15 protein-coding genes and 1 tRNA gene are annotated in these 15,555 nt (G+C 71.3%); 8 read left to right on the top strand and 8 right to left on the bottom strand.

Translation table 11 applies throughout. From position 1 onward, the window contains the following. Positions 1-14 precede the first annotated feature (14 nt). Positions 15-785 carry an ABC transporter ATP-binding protein gene (locus NW895_RS38850; protein WP_289941798.1) on the bottom strand — a complete coding sequence of 257 codons (771 nt, stop codon included), beginning with the start codon at positions 783-785 and terminating at the stop codon, positions 15-17. Between the two features lie 393 nt (positions 786-1,178). On the opposite strand from NW895_RS38850, the gene NW895_RS38855 reads away from it, so the two are divergent. From NW895_RS38855 to NW895_RS38865, 3 genes are all read left to right on the top strand, one after another. After that, positions 1,179-1,262: transfer RNA gene (locus NW895_RS38855), tRNA-Leu, on the top strand. Positions 1,263-1,428: 166 nt separating this feature from the next. Continuing rightward, a complete protein-coding gene (locus NW895_RS38860) occupies positions 1,429-2,604 on the top strand; it encodes a 4-hydroxybenzoate 3-monooxygenase (protein ID WP_289941799.1) in 1,176 nt (391 codons plus the stop codon). A 223-nt stretch (positions 2,605-2,827) separates the two neighbouring features. Further along, on the top strand, positions 2,828-3,736 hold the full coding sequence (locus tag NW895_RS38865; RefSeq protein ID WP_289941801.1) for a Bax inhibitor-1/YccA family protein: 909 nt from the start codon (positions 2,828-2,830) through the stop codon (positions 3,734-3,736). 89 nt (positions 3,737-3,825) lie between these two features. On the opposite strand, the gene NW895_RS38870 is transcribed toward NW895_RS38865, so the two are convergent. Then, on the bottom strand, positions 3,826-4,056 hold the full coding sequence (locus NW895_RS38870) for a DUF4287 domain-containing protein (protein ID WP_260825813.1): 231 nt from the start codon (positions 4,054-4,056) through the stop codon (positions 3,826-3,828). Between the two features lie 102 nt (positions 4,057-4,158). On the opposite strand from NW895_RS38870, the gene NW895_RS38875 reads away from it, so the two are divergent. Beyond that, positions 4,159-4,470, top strand: coding sequence for a hypothetical protein (locus NW895_RS38875; RefSeq protein ID WP_289941806.1), 312 nt, complete (start codon positions 4,159-4,161; stop codon positions 4,468-4,470). Between the two features lie 7 nt (positions 4,471-4,477). On the opposite strand, the gene NW895_RS38880 is transcribed toward NW895_RS38875, so the two are convergent. From NW895_RS38880 to NW895_RS38890, 3 genes are all read right to left on the bottom strand, one after another. After that, entirely contained in the window at positions 4,478-5,260 is a 783-nt protein-coding gene (locus tag NW895_RS38880) for a hypothetical protein (protein WP_289941808.1), read from the bottom strand. 240 nt (positions 5,261-5,500) lie between these two features. Next, positions 5,501-6,721 carry an acetyl-CoA C-acetyltransferase gene (locus NW895_RS38885; protein WP_289941810.1) on the bottom strand — a complete coding sequence of 407 codons (1,221 nt, stop codon included), beginning with the start codon at positions 6,719-6,721 and terminating at the stop codon, positions 5,501-5,503. A 272-nt stretch (positions 6,722-6,993) separates the two neighbouring features. Continuing rightward, positions 6,994-8,058, bottom strand: coding sequence for an SGNH/GDSL hydrolase family protein (locus tag NW895_RS38890; RefSeq protein WP_289941811.1), 1,065 nt, complete (start codon positions 8,056-8,058; stop codon positions 6,994-6,996). 160 nt (positions 8,059-8,218) lie between these two features. Between NW895_RS38890 and NW895_RS38895 the strand changes: the two genes are divergently transcribed. Then, positions 8,219-9,607: a cystathionine beta-synthase gene (locus NW895_RS38895; protein ID WP_289941812.1), complete on the top strand. Its 1,389-nt coding sequence runs from the start codon at positions 8,219-8,221 to the stop codon at positions 9,605-9,607. Between the two features lie 370 nt (positions 9,608-9,977). Here NW895_RS38895 and NW895_RS38900 read toward each other — a convergent pair whose 3' ends face one another. Beyond that, entirely contained in the window at positions 9,978-10,805 is an 828-nt protein-coding gene (locus NW895_RS38900; RefSeq protein WP_289941887.1) for a helix-turn-helix transcriptional regulator, read from the bottom strand. 161 nt (positions 10,806-10,966) lie between these two features. Here NW895_RS38900 and NW895_RS38905 point away from each other — a divergent pair, with 161 nt between their 5' ends. Next, positions 10,967-11,752 (top strand): SDR family oxidoreductase, encoded by a 786-nt coding sequence (locus tag NW895_RS38905; RefSeq protein WP_289941813.1) that lies wholly within the window; start codon positions 10,967-10,969, stop codon positions 11,750-11,752. Between the two features lie 37 nt (positions 11,753-11,789). Here NW895_RS38905 and NW895_RS38910 read toward each other — a convergent pair whose 3' ends face one another. Then, positions 11,790-12,212, bottom strand: coding sequence for a hypothetical protein (locus NW895_RS38910; protein WP_289941888.1), 423 nt, complete (start codon positions 12,210-12,212; stop codon positions 11,790-11,792). A 169-nt stretch (positions 12,213-12,381) separates the two neighbouring features. On the opposite strand from NW895_RS38910, the gene NW895_RS38915 reads away from it, so the two are divergent. Together NW895_RS38915 and NW895_RS38920 are read left to right on the top strand one after the other, a co-directional pair. Continuing rightward, positions 12,382-13,224, top strand: coding sequence for a MurR/RpiR family transcriptional regulator (locus tag NW895_RS38915; RefSeq protein WP_289941814.1), 843 nt, complete (start codon positions 12,382-12,384; stop codon positions 13,222-13,224). Between the two features lie 153 nt (positions 13,225-13,377). Continuing rightward, positions 13,378-13,965, top strand: a complete 588-nt coding sequence (locus NW895_RS38920; RefSeq protein WP_289941815.1) for a hypothetical protein — start codon at positions 13,378-13,380, stop codon at positions 13,963-13,965. A gap of 34 nt (positions 13,966-13,999) precedes the next feature. Here the strand turns inward: NW895_RS38920 and NW895_RS38925 are convergent, their stop codons facing one another. Then, the gene (locus tag NW895_RS38925) at positions 14,000-15,427 is read right to left on the bottom strand and encodes a diaminopimelate decarboxylase (RefSeq protein WP_289941816.1); all 1,428 of its coding nucleotides are present in this window, start codon (positions 15,425-15,427) and stop codon (positions 14,000-14,002) included. Positions 15,428-15,555: the final 128 nt, after the last annotated feature.

Consider the following 15,555-nt stretch of genomic DNA (forward strand, 5'->3'; position numbering starts at 1 on the left):
GTCCTGACGGGGGATCAGCTGGTGCGGCCCTTGGCGTCGAAGGCCTTCATACGGTCGAGCACCGACTCCGCCGTCGGCCCGTACACCTCGTCCACGATCCGCCCGTCCGCGAGGAAGACCACCCGGTCCGCATACGCCGCCGCCACCGGGTCGTGGGTCACCATCACCACCGTCTGCCCCAACTCCCGTACGGAGTTGCGCAGGAAGCCCAGCACCTCCGCGCCCGCGCGGGAGTCGAGGTTTCCGGTCGGCTCGTCGCCGAAGATGATTTCGGGCTTGGAGGCCAGGGCGCGGGCCACCGCGACGCGCTGCTGCTGACCGCCGGACAGCTGGGAGGGACGGTGACCGAGCCGGTCGGCCAGCCCGACCATCCGGATCACGCTGTCCAGCCACTCCTTGTCCGGCTTGCGGCCCGCGATGTCCATCGGAAGGGTGATGTTCTCCAGGGCCGTCAGCGTCGGCAGCAGGTTGAACGCCTGGAAGATGAAGCCGATCTTGTCGCGGCGCAGTTTGGTCAACTGCTTGTCCTTCAGGGAGCCCAGCTCGGTCTCGCCGATGCGCACGGAACCGGAGGAGAAGGTGTCCAGCCCGGCCACGCAGTGCATCAGCGTGGACTTGCCGGAGCCGGAGGGGCCCATGATCGCGGTGAACTCGGCCTGCCGGAAGTCGACGGAGACCCGGTCGAGGGCGACCACCTGGGTCTCGCCCTGTCCGTAGATCTTCGACAGGTCCGTGGCGCGCGCGGCCACGGCGGTGGACCGGTCGGCGATGGATGCGGTGGTCACGGGAAAGGCGCTCCTGTCGGTACGACGGTGTTCTGGGGGACGTGATCCATCGTCCTGGCCGTGAGCCGCCGTGTAGTCAGCCGTAGTTCCGGTTCTGGGGGCCGACTCGGGTCGGACCGCGCGATGCCGTGTCATACCTGGGGAGGACGGCCGACCCTGAGCGGCGATTGTGTCGAGAACAGGTGGAGCGGCCTCGTTCGGGCGGTGAAATTCCGTCATTCCGCATGCGCGGCCGACCTTCACACGCAAGGCTATTGGCAAGTGCGGATGGCGCGTACCGGGTGCTGATGCACCCTCAGACGTCAATAAAATAAGACAACATCGGTCCGCCCGTCCGCTGTTCGGGGGATGTATCCCGATAGGCTCGTAACCTCGACGCGGAGCCCATGGCCTGCCCGGATGGTGGAATGCAGACACGGCGAGCTTAAACCTCGCTGCCCCTTCGCGGGCGTGCCGGTTCAAGTCCGGCTCCGGGCACCTCCACGTCGTTCGCATCGCTGCATCGTTCATTGAAGACTTCACGGCAAGCCCGTTGACAGCGGGCGTACGCGGTCGGAAACTCACGTCCGAAGCCGGTGAAGGAAATTTCACCACGCGAACAAAATCCCTCGCCGGCGAAGACGCCAACCGAAGGGAACGACCGATGCGCACCACCGTCGGCATCATCGGAGCCGGCCCCGCCGGACTCCTCCTCGCCCGGCTCCTCCATAACGCCGGTATCGACTCGGTCGTCCTGGAGAGCCGCGACCGCGCCTACGTCGAGCACCGGCAGCGGGCCGGGATCCTGGAGCAGGGCACCGTCGACGTGCTCCGCGCGGCCGGCGCGGGGGAGCGCATGGACCGCGAGGGGCTGCGCCACGACGGCATCGAACTGCGGTTCGCCAAGCGACGCCATCGCGTCGACTTCCCGGCCCTCACCGGCGGCCGGTCCGTGATGGTCTACGCCCAGACCGAGGTCTGCAAGGACCTCATCGCCCTCCAGCTCAAGGACGGCGGCCCGCTGCTGTTCGAGGCGGAGGCACTCGCCGTCGAGGGCGCCGACACCGCGAGCCCGCGCGTCCGGTTCCGCCATCAGGGCAGCGAGGACGTCCTTGCGTGCGACTACGTCGTCGGCTGCGACGGCTTCTGGGGCGTGGCCCGCAAGGCGATCCCCGCCGGACTGACCCAGGTGTTCGAACGGACGTACCCCTTCGGCTGGCTCGGCATCCTCGCCGACGTGCCGCCCTCGCACGACGAGCTGGTCTACGCCCGCCACGACCGCGGCTTCGCCCTGCTCTCCATGCGTTCCCCGTCCGTCTCCCGCCTCTACCTCCAGGTCCCCGAGGGCACGGACGCCGACGCGTGGGGCGACGAGGAGATCTGGGCGGAGCTGGAGCGCCGCTTCGAGACCGCCGACGGCTGGACGCTCCAGCGCGGCCCGATCACGCAGAAGTCGGTCACGCCGATGCGCTCCTACGTCCACGAGCCGATGCGGTACGGCCGCCTCTTCCTCGCCGGCGACGCGGCGCACATCGTGCCGCCCACCGGCGCCAAGGGCCTGAACCTCGCCGTAGGGGACGTCGTCACCTTCGCGCGGGCCCTCACCCACCAGAAGGAGACCGGCTCCGCCGATCTCCTCGATGCCTACTCCGCGACCTGTCTGCGCAGGATCTGGCAGGCCGAGCGGTTCTCGTACGACATGACGACGCTGCTGCACCGGGCCCCCGACGCCACCGCCTTCGACGACCGCCTCCAGCTCGCCCGCCTGGAGCGGCTCACGACCGCGCGCGCCGCCGAGACCGACCTGGCCGAGGGGTACACCGGTTTCCCGTTCGGGTGAGGGGTACCCCCGTCAAGGTGACGTCAGCTGCTGATCTCCGGCCGGTTCCGGACGTGTCGCAGCTTGGTCATGAATGGGCCCTGGTGGTGGTGGGAATCACGGATCCGCGTAGCGTGTTGCGCACCATGGCATGGGAAAGATCCTCCCCAAGCACTAGGGTCAATCCTTTGCCTTTCCATTACTCTTGAGCCAAGGCTGCGCAGTGTGGCCATGGAGGAGTGAAATGAGGAGCAGAAACCCGGTCTTCTCGCGACGGGGGTTCAGCCGCGACAACGGCTACGCGGGCTTCAACACCGCGCCGCAGGCCGGGGGTCCCGCCGTCGCCACGCAGGGCAACCCGTACGCCCAGCCGACGGGCAACCCGTACGCACAGAACCCGTACGCACAGAACCCGTACGCCCAGCAGGACCTGCAGTACGGTGCGCCGCCGCAGGCGCCGGTCACCACCGGCCGGATGACGATGGACGACGTCGTCATGCGGACGGCGACCACGCTCGGCGTGCTCATCGTCACGGCCGCGCTCTCCTGGGCGCTGCTGCCCGTCGACGACGCCAACATCAGCCGTAGTTACGGCATCGGTATCGGCGCCGCGCTGATCGGCATGGTCCTGGCGTTCGTGCAGTCCTTCAAGCGCAAGGCCTCGCCGGCGCTGATCCTGTCGTACGCCGCGTTCGAGGGCGTGTTCCTCGGTGTCGTCTCCAGCATCGTCGACAACCGCATCGCCGACGGCGCGGCCATGCAGGCCGTGATCGGCACCATGGCGGTCTTCGCCGGTGTGCTGGTGGCGTACAAGGCGGGCTGGATCCGCGTCAACCGCCGATTCGTCGGCTTCGTGATGGCGGCCGCGCTCGGCTTCATCCTGCTGATGACCGTGAACCTGCTGTTCGCGGTGTTCGGCGGCGGTGACGGCCTCGGCTTCCGCAGCGGAGCGCTCGGCGTCATCTTCGGCATCGTCGGCATCATCCTCGGTGCCTGCTTCCTCGCCCTGGACTTCAAGCAGGTCGAGGACGGCGTCGCCTACGGCGCCCCCCGTGAGGAGGCGTGGCTCGCGGCCTTCGGCCTGACGCTCACGCTGGTGTGGATCTACATGGAGTTCCTGAGGCTCATCTCGATCCTCAACAGCAATGACTAGCGCGTGACACGCAGCGCCGCATGACGAGTGGCATGACGAAGGGCCCCGGTTCGCCGGGGCCCTTCGTCGTCGTCCAGGCAGCGCGGCGCCTAGAGCAGTTTGCGCGCCGCCCTCCTCAGGTCGTACTCATGGATGATCGCCTTGGCGTGACCGTACGCGAGGTTGTGCTCGTGCCGGAGCCAGCTGACCTTCTCCTCGAAGCGGAAGAGAGCGGGGCCTTCTTCGACGGTGCGGAGCCAGTCGGAGATTTCACGACCGGTGCAGTGGGGGATGCGGGCTAGCAGGTTGCGGTGGGTCTCCTCGGAGAAGACTTGGGACATCGGCGCCTCCGTACGCATGGGATGTAAGCCGGTCCTTCAGGTCACGGTGCCTGAGCGTTCGCCCGTTGGCAACAGTCCGGGTGCGACGCGTACGCTCGCGACGTGGTTGATACGACGCCTCTGAGCCGTGCCGTGGATCACTTCGCCGATCGTCTGAGGGCCGCGCCGCAGAGCCGGTTGCAGCGGGGCGCCGCCGCGGAGGCGCTGAGTCTGGCCCGGGAGTTGGCTCGAAGGGCGCAGGTCCGCGAGACGCCCGGGGTGGAGCCCCGTGAGATGCCGGACGCCGGAATGTTCGCGGCCGCGGACCAGATCACCGTGGCCGGACACGACCTGGCGCTCGTGCTGACCGAGGCGGGTGAGGTCGAGGAAGCGGTGCGGCTGGTGGCCGAGGCACAGAAGCGGGCCGGGGTGTGACGGTTCGCTAGAGCGACGCTATGACCCGGTCGGCCAGGATGTAGACCGTCTCACCGCCGCACGCGAAGGTCAGCGTGTACGCGCCCGAGATGCCCGAGCCGCCCAGGAGGACCGGGGTTTCGCCGGCCCGGAGGGCCGAGGACAGACGTTCGGCCGTGTCGCGGTGGCCCGGGGTCATGCACAGGGTCGTGCCGTCGGCGAACACGTAGACGTCGAGGGTGCCCAGGGGGCCCGGGCGGACGTCGGTCAGCTCGACGCGGGAGGCGGCCAGCTCCTCCAGGGTCGCGACGGTGCGCTCGTGGTCGTTCACGACCGGTGACGGGTTCGGTACGAAGTCGGGGTGCGAGGGGTGGCGGCGGCGGGCCGCGGCCAGCTCGGGGGAGTCCCCGGGGTGCTCGTCGATGTCCGCGCTCGGCTCGGCGACCGGCTCCAGGCCCGCGAAATCGGCCTGCCGGGGCAGGAACAGCTCGCTGTCGGGCAGGCCCAGCAGGGAGGGGGCGTCGGAGGCCTCACGGGCCTCCTGGGCGGCCCAGAACGCCCGCGCCTCGGCGAGCTCCCGCTCCCGTTCCTCGGCGAGCGCCTCGGCCACGGCGGCGCGTATCTCGTCGGCGTCAGCGGCGCTGCGGGCGGCGGGAACCAGTCCCTGCGTCGTGGCGGCGCCGTGCTCGGCCAGCTGCGTGTGCAGGGCCGCGACCTGGCGGCGCAGCTGCAGCAGGGTGCGCAGGACGGCGACGCCCACGGCGCCGGTGGCGGCCGTGGTGAGCAGCAAGGCGATCGGCATGGCGCTCACTGACGTACTCCCGGTTCAAAGTCGACCCCCGACTTCCTACATCAGCTTGAAGGGCGGACTAGACCGCTGTCAGTGCGTAACGTCACGAAACGGACAGGATTTTGGGTCCGAGGCTTGGTGGTGCAGCGGCTCTGACCTGCGTAGATCCCTCCGGAGAGGGAGATAGGTCACATCCTGGGGGAGATTGGATCACAAAATGGCCCAGAACCCTGGTGTCGCCAGGGTTCTGGGGCCCCGATTTCAGCTCAGGCGCTCGATCACCATGGCCATGCCCTGGCCGCCGCCGACGCACATCGTCTCCAGGCCGAACTGCTTGTCGTGGAACTGGAGGGAGTTGATGAGCGTGGTGGTGATGCGGGCGCCGGTCATGCCGAAGGGGTGGCCGACGGCGATGGCGCCGCCGTTGACGTTCAGCTTCTCCAGCGGGATGCCGAGGTCGCGGTAGGAGGGGATCACCTGGGCGGCGAACGCCTCGTTGATCTCGACCAGGTCGATGTCGTCGATGGTCAGGCCGGCCCGCCGCAGGGCCTGCTGGGAGGCCTCGACCGGGCCGAGGCCCATGATCTCGGGGGACAGGCCGGAGACGCCGGTGGAGACGATGCGGGCGAGTGGGGTGAGGCCGAGCTCGCGGGCCTTGGTGTCGCTCATGATGACGAGCGCGGCGGCCCCGTCGTTGAGGGGGCAGCAGTTGCCGGCGGTGACCATGCCGTCGGGGCGGAAGACGGGCTTGAGGCCCTGGACGCCCTCCAGGGTGACGCCGGGGCGGGGGCCGTCGTCCTTGGCGACGACGGTGCCGTCGGGGAGGGTCACCGGGGTGATCTCGCGCTCCCAGAACCCGTTCTTGATGGCCTCCTCGGCCAGGTTCTGCGACCGCACGCCGAACTCGTCCATGTCCTGTCGCGTGACGCCCTTCCAGCGGGCGAGGTTCTCCGCGGTCTGGCCCATCGCTATGTACGGGTCGGGCAGCAGGCCGTCCTCACGCGGGTCGTGCCAGGTGGAGCCCTCGGACTGGGCGACGGCGGCGGTGCGGGCCTCGGCGTCGGCGAAGAGGGGGTTGTGGGTGTCCGGGAGGCTGTCGGAGTTGCCCTTGGCGTAGCGGGAGACCATCTCGACGCCGGCCGAGATGAAGACGTCGCCCTCGCCGGCCTTGATGGCGTGCAGGGCCATGCGGGAGGTCTGCAGGGACGAGGAGCAGTACCGGGTGACGGTGCAGCCCGGCAGGTGGTCCATGCCCATCTGCACGGCGACGATGCGGCCGAGGTTGTGGCCCTGCTCACCGCCGGGGAGGCCACAGCCGAGCATCAGGTCGTCGATGTCCTTCGGGTCCAGCTCCGGGACCTTGGCGAGGGCTGCCTGGATGATCGTGGCGGTGAGGTCGTCCGGGCGCAGGTCCTTCAGGGAGCCCTTGACAGCGCGGCCGATGGGGGAGCGGGCGGCAGAGACGATCACGGCTTCGGGCATCACGGCTCCATTGGCGTACGAGGGATGTGCAGGGCTCTCTGGGAAGTTACCCGTCCGTATGGCCGAGGTCACGGTTACGGCGGTGTGACTCGGACCGCACTTTCCAAGCGCTTGCTTTTCTCGTACGCCCGCCAGGTGATCGGCCCGGCGCCGGGCTGCCCGCCACGCTCCCGCCGGGTGCCCGGAGCGGACGCCATGGCGGGAGCGGAAGGGCGCGCCCCCGTGGCGGCGCGGGCGCTGCGGGCCGATGCGGGCTGGTCCTGACGGGAGCCCTAGGGCCCGGAGCCCGGCAGTCCGGCCCCTTCCCGGTCGGTGGGGTCGGGGGGCGTCGGAGCGGGTTCGGGTTCCGGGACGCGGCGGCGTCGGCGGCGTTTCAGGAGGGCCCAGGGGCCGCGAGGGCCGGTGGGCATCGCGGCCGTGACCTCCGTGCCGGCCTCCGAGGCCGCTTCGGCCGCGGCCCGGGCGACCGGGAGGAAGCCCTCGCGGCGGGAGGCGTCGGGGCGCTCCTCCTCCGCCGGCCACAGGCCGAGGGCCGCGCAGACCGTGGGGAGGACCGCCATGGCGGCGGTGGCGTAGCCCTCGGCCGAGGGGTGGTAGCTGTCGGGGCCGAAGAGCTCGCGCGGGTTCGCCGCGAACTCCGGGCCCAGCAGGTCGCCCAGGGACACGGTGCGGCCGCCCTGTTCGACGACTCCGATCGTCTGGGCGGCCGCCAGCTGGCGGGAGGCCCGTCGGGCCAGCCAGCGCAGTGGCTGGCGGACCGGTTCGATCGTGCCCAGGTCGGGGCAGGTGCCCACGACCACCTCCGCGCCGGCCGTACGCAGACGCCGTACCGCCGCCGACAGGTGGCGCACCGAGCGGGTCGGGGGCATACGGTGCGTGACGTCGTTCGCGCCGATCATGATCACGCAGATGTCGGGTACGCGGGACGAGTCGGACAGGACGAGCGACACCTGGCGGTCCAGGTCGTCCGAGCGGGCCCCGGGAACCGCCACCGAGCGCAGCTCCACCGGGCGTTCCGCCAGTGCCGCGAGCCCCGACGCCAGCAGGGCGCCCGGTGTCTGACCGGCCCGGTGGACGCCCTGGCCCGCGGCCGTGGAGTCGCCCAGCATCGTCAGCCGCAGGGGCGGTTCACCGGCCGGGTCGCCGGTGTCGCCGTACAGACCCTCCGCATTCGGTACCCGAGGAGGCGTGTTGTTGCCCACCCGACGCCTGGCCAGCTGCACTTCGGCCAGCAGCAGACCCACCGTGGCCGCCCCGGCCAGACCGATCCCGCCGCCGCCGTACGCCGCGCCGGCCGCGATGCGCCGGGCCACCCTCGCCCTCGACATGCTCGTCATGCGTAGCCGCCACCTCCTCGAACCCGTACACCCACTGCTTGCCCCGTACGGACGGTCGCCCAATCTCGACGGGGAGTGAACGACCGTCACGGGTCAGCGGCAGGCCATAGGCTGGCGGCACCAATCACGACCACATCTTTTGCAGCATCCGGAGACAACGGTGCAATTCCACGACTCGATGATCAGCCTCGTCGGCAACACCCCGCTGGTGAGGCTCAACAGCGTGACCAAGGGCATCAGGGCGACAGTCCTGGCCAAGGTGGAGTACTTCAACCCGGGCGGTTCCGTGAAGGACCGCATCGCCCTGCGCATGATCGAGGCCGCGGAGGAGAGCGGTGCGCTCAAGCCCGGCGGCACGATCGTCGAGCCGACCAGCGGCAACACCGGTGTCGGCCTCGCCATCGTGGCCCAGCAGAAGGGGTACAAGTGCATCTTCGTGTGCCCCGACAAGGTGAGCACCGACAAGATCAACGTCCTGCGGGCGTACGGGGCCGAGGTGGTCGTGTGCCCCACCGCCGTCGACCCCGAGCACCCGGACTCCTACTACAACGTCTCCGACCGGCTGGTGCGGGAGACGCCGGGCGCCTGGAAGCCGGACCAGTACTCCAACCCCAACAACCCGCTCTCCCACTACCACTCGACCGGCCCCGAGCTGTGGGAGCAGACCGAGGGGAAGATCACCCACTTCGTGGCGGGTGTGGGCACCGGCGGCACCATCTCCGGCACCGGGCGGTACCTGAAGGAGGCCAGCGACGGCCGCGTCCAGGTCATCGGCGCCGACCCCGAGGGCTCCGTCTACTCCGGCGGCTCCGGACGGCCGTACCTCGTCGAGGGCGTCGGCGAGGACTTCTGGCCGACGGCGTACGACCGTGACGTCGCCGACGAGATCGTCGCCGTGTCCGACAAGGACTCCTTCCAGATGACGCGGCGCCTCGCCAAGGAGGAGGGGCTGCTGGTGGGCGGCTCCTGCGGCATGGCCGTCGTCGCCGCGCTGCGGGTGGCCGAGCGGCTCGGCCCGGACGACGTCGTGGTCGTCCTGCTGCCCGACAGCGGCCGCGGCTACCTCAGCAAGATCTTCAACGACGAGTGGATGGCCGACTACGGCTTCCTGGAGGACACCGGCCCGAGCGCCCGCGTCGGCGACGTGCTGAACGACAAGGCGGGCGGCTCCATCCCCTCCCTCGTCCACATGCACCCGGACGAGACGGTCGGCCAGGCCATCGAGGTGCTGCGCGAGTACGGCGTCTCGCAGATGCCGGTCGTCAAGCCGGGCGCCGGCCACCCGGACGTGATGGCCGCCGAGGTCGTGGGGTCCATCGTCGAACGGGAGCTGCTGGACGCCCTGTTCGCCAAGCGGGCCTCCCTGGAGGACCCGCTGGAGAAGCACATGTCGCCGCCGCTGCCGCAGGTCGGCTCCGGTGAGCCGGTCGCGGACCTGATGTCCGTGCTGGGTTCGGCGGACGCGGCGATCGTGCTCGTCGAGGGCAAGCCGACCGGGGTGGTCAGCCGACAGGACCTGCTGGCCTTCCTCGCCAAGAGCGGGAAGTAGTTCCCCGACGGCGATTCAGCGGTGAACGTCCGGTGAACTGCCGGTGCCGGCGGCGAACTTGCGGTGATCAACGACGTTCGCGGACTTCGCGGAAGTGGTACGAGCGTGTCACGTCGGCGCAGCACCCGCTTAACACGCGTCGGGCACATTAAGGGGTGTCGGCAGGGCGGGAGCGGCTCCCCGCCCCGGCCGGCGGCGAACGGCGCCAAGGACCTCCGGAGCGGCTCCCGGACCTCCCTGACGCCTGGACGCGCAGCCCGGCCCTGACCCGGCCCGCGTCCCTCGCGGGGACCGCCGTCGTCCCGCCCCCCGGTGACGGGGGTGCGGCGGTCCCCGCGCACGAGGTTTCGGTGGGCGGTCCGCGTACGCGTCACACGCCGGCCGTCGCCCAACTGGCCAGCAACCGCAGCCGCTCCTCCGTCTCCGACCCCGGCTCCGGCGTGTAGACCACGATCGTCTGCTCCGGTTCCACCGGGACCGTCAATGTCTCGTAGGGGAGGGTCAGCAGGCCCGCCACCGGGTGGGCGATGCGCTTCACCCCGTGCATGCACGCCTTCACCTCGTGGTCCGCCCACAGGCGGCGGAAGTCCTCGCTCTTGACGGAGAGTTCGCCGACGAGGGCGCACAGCTCGCGGTCGTCGGGGTGGTGGCCGGCGTCGATGCGCAGGTGCGCGACGGTCTGGGCGGCCACGGCGTGCCACTCGGGGTAGAGGGCGCGGGCCTCGGGGTCGAGGAAGACGTGCCGCGGGATGTTGCGGTCCGCGGGCGCCTTGCGGCGGTAGCCGCTCACCGCGTCGCCGAGCGCGTTCCAGGCGAGGACGTCCATGCGGGGGCCGAGAACGAACGCGGGGGTGCGGTCCATGCTGTCCAGCAGCAGCTGGACGCCGGGGCGCACGCGGGGCGCGGCCGGGCGGCGCTCGTGCTTCCTGCGGGGGCGGGCCACCGTACGCAGATAGGCGTGCTCGGTGTCGTCCAGGCGCAGGACGCGTGCGATCGCGTCCAGTACGGCGTCCGACACGGTCGGCCCGCGGCCCTGTTCCAGCCGGATGTAGTAGTCGACGCTCACCCCGGCCAGCTGCGCCACCTCCTCGCGGCGCAGGCCCGGTACACGGCGCCGCCCGTACGAGGGCAGACCGACCTCCGCCGGCTGGATGCGGGCGCGGCGCGAGCGCAGGAAGTCACCGATTTCTCCGTCGATCCAGTCGCCGTCCATGCGGTCGATCCTAGGCGGGCGGCAAACGCCGAACCTGGTACTGGCAGACCCAGGAAAAGCGCGTCCCTGGGTAGCGCGGGCGGGGCGGCGGAGGGTGTTTCTCGTCGCCGGGCGGACCGGCGGCGCGATCACCGAAGGAGTGCTTCATGCCGTACGAGGGTTCTTACCAGGGGGCCTACGAGAGCCTGGCCGGTCGTACCGCCGTCGTCACCGGAGCCGCCAGCGGGATCGGCGAGGCCGTCGCCGTGCTGCTGGCCGCGCAGGGGGCGCGGGTGGCGCTGCTGGCCCGGCGCGGGGAGCGGCTGGACGCGCTCGCCGGGAAGATCCGGGCCGACGGCGGGCAGGCGCTCGCCGTGGTCGCGGACGTCACCGACGACGCGTCCGTGGAGGCCGCCGCGGCCCGGGTCCACGAGGCGTACGGGACCGTCGACCTGGTGGTGAACTCGGCGGGGGTGATGCTGCCCAACCCCGTCGGCGCCGGGCGGATCGACGAGTGGCAGCGGATGCTCGACACCAACGTGACCGGGGTGCTGCGGGTGATCCGGGCCTTCACCGGCGACCTGGTGGACGCGGCCGCCCGGGGACGCGCGGCGGACCTGGTGAACATCTCGTCCGTCGGCGCGCACGTCGCGTTCCCGAACTACGCCGTGTACGGGGCGACCAAGGCCGCGCTCACCTACCTCTCCCAGTCCCTGCGCACCGAGTTCGGGCCGCGTGACGTGCGGGTCACCAACATCGAGCCGGGGCTGACGGAGACGGAACTGAAGTCGCACATCGACAACGCCGAACTGGCGGGGCAGCTGGAGGGGATGTTCGCGGAGCTGGGCGGGCTGGCGTCGGAGGAGATCGCCGACGTCGTGGCCTACGTGGCGAGCCGGCCTCGGCGGGTGAACCTGCGGCAGGTCGTCGTGCTGCCCACGCGCCAGGTGTAGCGGCCGCAGTGGCCGGGGCCGCTCGGTGCGGCCGCCGTCAGACCTCCCAGCCGTCGTCCCGGGACGTCTTACGGCGGCCGAAGAGGCCGGGGTTGGTGCGGGCGACCTGGGCGACGTTGACGCCGACGATGCCCGCCCAGGCCACGAGGATCCCGGGGAGGTGGGCGAGTCCGCCGCCGATCGCGGACAACGGGATCGCGAGGACGAGGGAGACGATGCCGAAGCCGAAGCGCTCGCCCCAGGAGTCCGTGGGCTTCGGTGACCGGGAGTCCCGGGCCGCCGCCATCTGCTGCTCGGCGAGCTGCCGGCGCACCCGGCGCTCCACGGCGCCGTCGATGCGCTGGTCGACCTTCTCCAGGAACGAGTCGACCAGCGCCGACTCGTACTCCTCGCCCAGTTCCCTGCGGGCCTGCAGGGTGGCGTTGAGTTCCTTCTTCAACTCGGCGTCCCGCCCGTCCATTCCGGTCATGTCAGCCACGGTAGGGAGCGGGTGCGGCGGTCGCACTGGGGTTAGCCCCCCGGTTGGTGCTGGGGTCCGCCCGTCGGACCGGGTTCGCCGCGAGCACGCCCCGGCTGTATAACGGCATGCAGAACTTGCGGTATGTGAATAGGCCGAGGGGGAGCACGTCATGAGCGTGACCGACAGCCCTGCCGCGCGGCTGCAGGCGCTCTTCGAGGGGCACCGGCTGACGCCGACCCAGCGCCGCATCGCGCACAGCATGGTGCGGCGGGCCGCCGACGTGCCGTTCCTGTCCAGCGTGGAGCTGGCCGAGCTGGCGGGGGTCAGCCAGCCGTCGGTGACCCGCTTCGCCGTCGCCCTCGGTTTCGACGGCTATCCCGCCCTGCGCAGGCACCTGCGCGAGGTCGCCCCGGCGGAACCGGCGGCGGAGGCCGGCGCGTACAACGAGTACCAGCAGGCCGTCGAGGCCGAGATCGAGAACCTGCGGCACCTGGCGCAACTGCTCGCCGACCCCAGGCCCGTGCAGCGGGCGGGGCGGATCCTCGCCGGGAGCCGCCCGCTCCCCGTCCTCGGGCTGCGGGCGGCTGCCGCCCAGGCCTACGGCTTCGCGTACTTCGCCGCCAAGGTCCATCCGGACGTCCGGCTGCTGGGCGAGGGCGGCACGATGATCCAGGACCGTATCGACGGCGCGGTCCGGGCCGGGGCGACGGCCCTGCTCTGCTTCGCGCTGCCCCGGCACCCCCGCGAGGTCGTCGACACGCTCGCCTACGCCAGGGAATCGGGGCTCACGGTCGTGACGGTCGCCGACTCCGCCTTCGCGCCGGTCGCCAAGGTGTCCGACCTGCTGCTGCCGGCGGCCGTCGGCACCGGCCTGGCCTTCGACACCGCCTGCGCGCCGATGCTGCTCGGCCGGGTGCTCCTGGAGGCGATGTGCGACGGCCTGCCCGACGCCCAGGCCCGGCTGGAGGAGTTCGACGCGAAGGCGGCGGCGCGCGGGCTGTTCGTGGAGTGACCCACTGTCCTGACCGGCCGTTTTCTCAGGTTCGTCTCACCTTGTGTCGCTAGCGTGAGTGCCTTGGAGAAACCCTTCAGACGCTTCACAGATCACAGATCAGAGCTCATAGATCAGATTCACAGATCACAGACCTGAGACGGGAGGCTGAACGTGGCGCGCGGAGGAGCACAGGGGCTGGCTCGGGTGGCCGTCGTCGTACGTGCGGGGGCGGCACCGCTGTGGTGGCTGGGCGTGTTCGCGGCGGGCATCGGCGCCCTGGCGCCGGGACTGACCGGGCGCCGGATCGGCGCACTGGCCGGGGCCGTGCTGTTCATCCTGGCGACGGCCGTCGTGGTGTACACGCGCCGCAAGCGGTACGCCGCCCTGGCCCGCTCGGCCGCCCGCGCCGGCAAGCACGACGTGCTCCAGGACCGGGCGGTGACCACACGCAACTGGCGCCGCGGCCACCGCTGGTGGCTGCTGCTCGCCTTCCTCGCGGCCCTCGGCAGCGCCTTCGCCGCATCCGCCGCCGGCGGCCTGCTCCTGGCCGGCTGCGGCGCAGGCCTGTGGCTCAAGGCCGCGTGGATCGGGCGGCGGGAGCGGGCGGAGGAGGTCCTGCTGTGGGTCCGCGTGGACTGGCTCGCCGGCAACGGCGGACGCCCGGCGGGCAAGGCGGTCAAGGCGTACCGCAGCACGGGCATCGCGGCGGGGGACGCGGCACCGGGTGGGGCCCGGCGCAGGACAGCGGCGCTGGTCTGATCCCGCCCACCGGAGTGCCGTACGAACCCGCAGATCACCGACGGCCGATGCCCCCACGGCGCACCACGTCCGTGAGGGCATCGGCGTGCGTCCCTCCGGACTCGGCCACGATCTCCTCGACCGACTGCGCCTCCCGCACCACCGCGAAGGCAACACCTCCCTCCCCATCCGGCACGAACCCGTAAATACCGGGCCGGGCGAGGGAGTTGTACGCGTAGTGGTGCGCGAAGTAGTACGCACCGGTGTCCGGCGCCGCCGCATAGTCGCCCTGCTCAAGCAACGGCAACGCACGTCCCTCGGCCAGCAGGTCGCCCGCGAAACAGGCGGGACCGGCCACGTCCTGCACCACGGGCGGCCCCTGCTTCGGCCGCCCCTTCGCGTCGTACGCGGCGATCCGCAACGGCCACGCCCCCGGCACGTACACCGTCCGCGTGGCGACCTGCACACCCGCGTGCGTCACCGCGACCGGCCGGCCGCCGGAGACCTTCGCGTACTCCACCCGCGCCACCACCGTTCCGTGCTTGGCCAGCAGGGACCGCCCGAACTCGGTGACCAGCCCGTACCGCCCGTCGAACAGCCCCGGCACCGCCTCGCGCAGCACCCGCGCGTACTCCGCGTACGTCGGTGCCGTCGCGTCCGAGGCGAAGTTCACGGGCAGTCCGCCGCCGATGTCGATCGTGTCGATCTGCGGCCGCCCGATCCGCCGGTTGATCTCCTCGGCGAGCGCGTACGTCTCCGCCACGCCCTCGGCCATCAGGGACAGCGGGATGCCCTGGGACCCGGTGTGCGCGTGCAGCCGGGTCAGCCAGGGCCGGTCGGCGTACGCCCGGACGACCCACTCCCGCGCCCCCTCGTCCCGCAGCGCCACCCCGAACTTCGAGGTCGCCGTCGCCGTGGACAGCGCCTCGATGGAGCCACCGCCTACCTGGGGGTTCACCCGGATGCCGATGGGGGAGCTGCTGACCGCGGACCTCATCAGGCCGTCGATGCGTTCCAGCTCCTGCGGATTGTCCGCGTTGACGGTGATCCCCAGCTCCAGCGCCTCCCGCAGTTCGGCCGGTGTCTTGGCGGGCGAGTCCAGCACCGTCCGCTCCGGCGGCACCCCGGCCGCCCGCGCCAGCGCCAGCTCGCCCGGGCTCGCCACTTCGGCGCCGATGCCCTCCTGGTGCAGCAGCCGCAGCACCGGCACCAGCGGGGTCGCCTTCACCGCGAAGGCGTGCAGCACGGGTGTGCCCGGCGCCACCACCGCCTCGAACGCCGCCCGCAGCGCCGCCGCCGACTCCCGGATGCCGGTGACGTCGAGCAGGCCGATGATGGGGGTGCCCGGCCCCAGCAATCCCCGCTCCACGGCGGCCCGCACCGCCTCGTCCCGGCGCGCGGCCCGCTCCCCGTCGGCCTCGCTCAGGTGACTTTCGCCGGAGTCGTTCACGTCGTCCCCCGTCCCGTGGATGCCTGCGCCCATGCATCCAGCCAAACATCCGCGACGCGCCCGTGGGCGGCGGTCCCCGTATTGACTAGCTCTATTCATCGGGTCAGGATGTGAATATCCGTAGCCATATGTGCCGTGAGCGACCCACCAGGAGGCATTCC

The organism is Streptomyces sp. S.PNR 29 (assembly GCF_030386795.1).
GTDB lineage: Bacteria > Actinomycetota > Actinomycetes > Streptomycetales > Streptomycetaceae > Streptomyces.

Bases quoted from the DNA above. Each gene is read 5' to 3' on its own strand.
- NW895_RS38885 (WP_289941810.1), bottom strand. From the start codon at position 6,721: ATGCCCGAAGCCGTGATCGTCTCTGCCGCCCGCTCCCCCATCGGCCGC.
- NW895_RS38910 (WP_289941888.1), bottom strand. From the start codon at position 12,212: ATGGACGGGCGGGACGCCGAGTTGAAGAAGGAACTCAACGCCACCCTG.
- NW895_RS38860 (WP_289941799.1), top strand. From the start codon at position 1,429: ATGCGCACCACCGTCGGCATCATCGGAGCCGGCCCCGCCGGACTCCTC.
- NW895_RS38915 (WP_289941814.1), top strand. From the start codon at position 12,382: ATGAGCGTGACCGACAGCCCTGCCGCGCGGCTGCAGGCGCTCTTCGAG.
- NW895_RS38865 (WP_289941801.1), top strand. From the start codon at position 2,828: ATGAGGAGCAGAAACCCGGTCTTCTCGCGACGGGGGTTCAGCCGCGAC.
- NW895_RS38890 (WP_289941811.1), bottom strand. From the start codon at position 8,058: ATGACGAGCATGTCGAGGGCGAGGGTGGCCCGGCGCATCGCGGCCGGC.
- NW895_RS38925 (WP_289941816.1), bottom strand. From the start codon at position 15,427: ATGGGCGCAGGCATCCACGGGACGGGGGACGACGTGAACGACTCCGGC.
- NW895_RS38905 (WP_289941813.1), top strand. From the start codon at position 10,967: ATGCCGTACGAGGGTTCTTACCAGGGGGCCTACGAGAGCCTGGCCGGT.
- NW895_RS38870 (WP_260825813.1), bottom strand. From the start codon at position 4,056: ATGTCCCAAGTCTTCTCCGAGGAGACCCACCGCAACCTGCTAGCCCGC.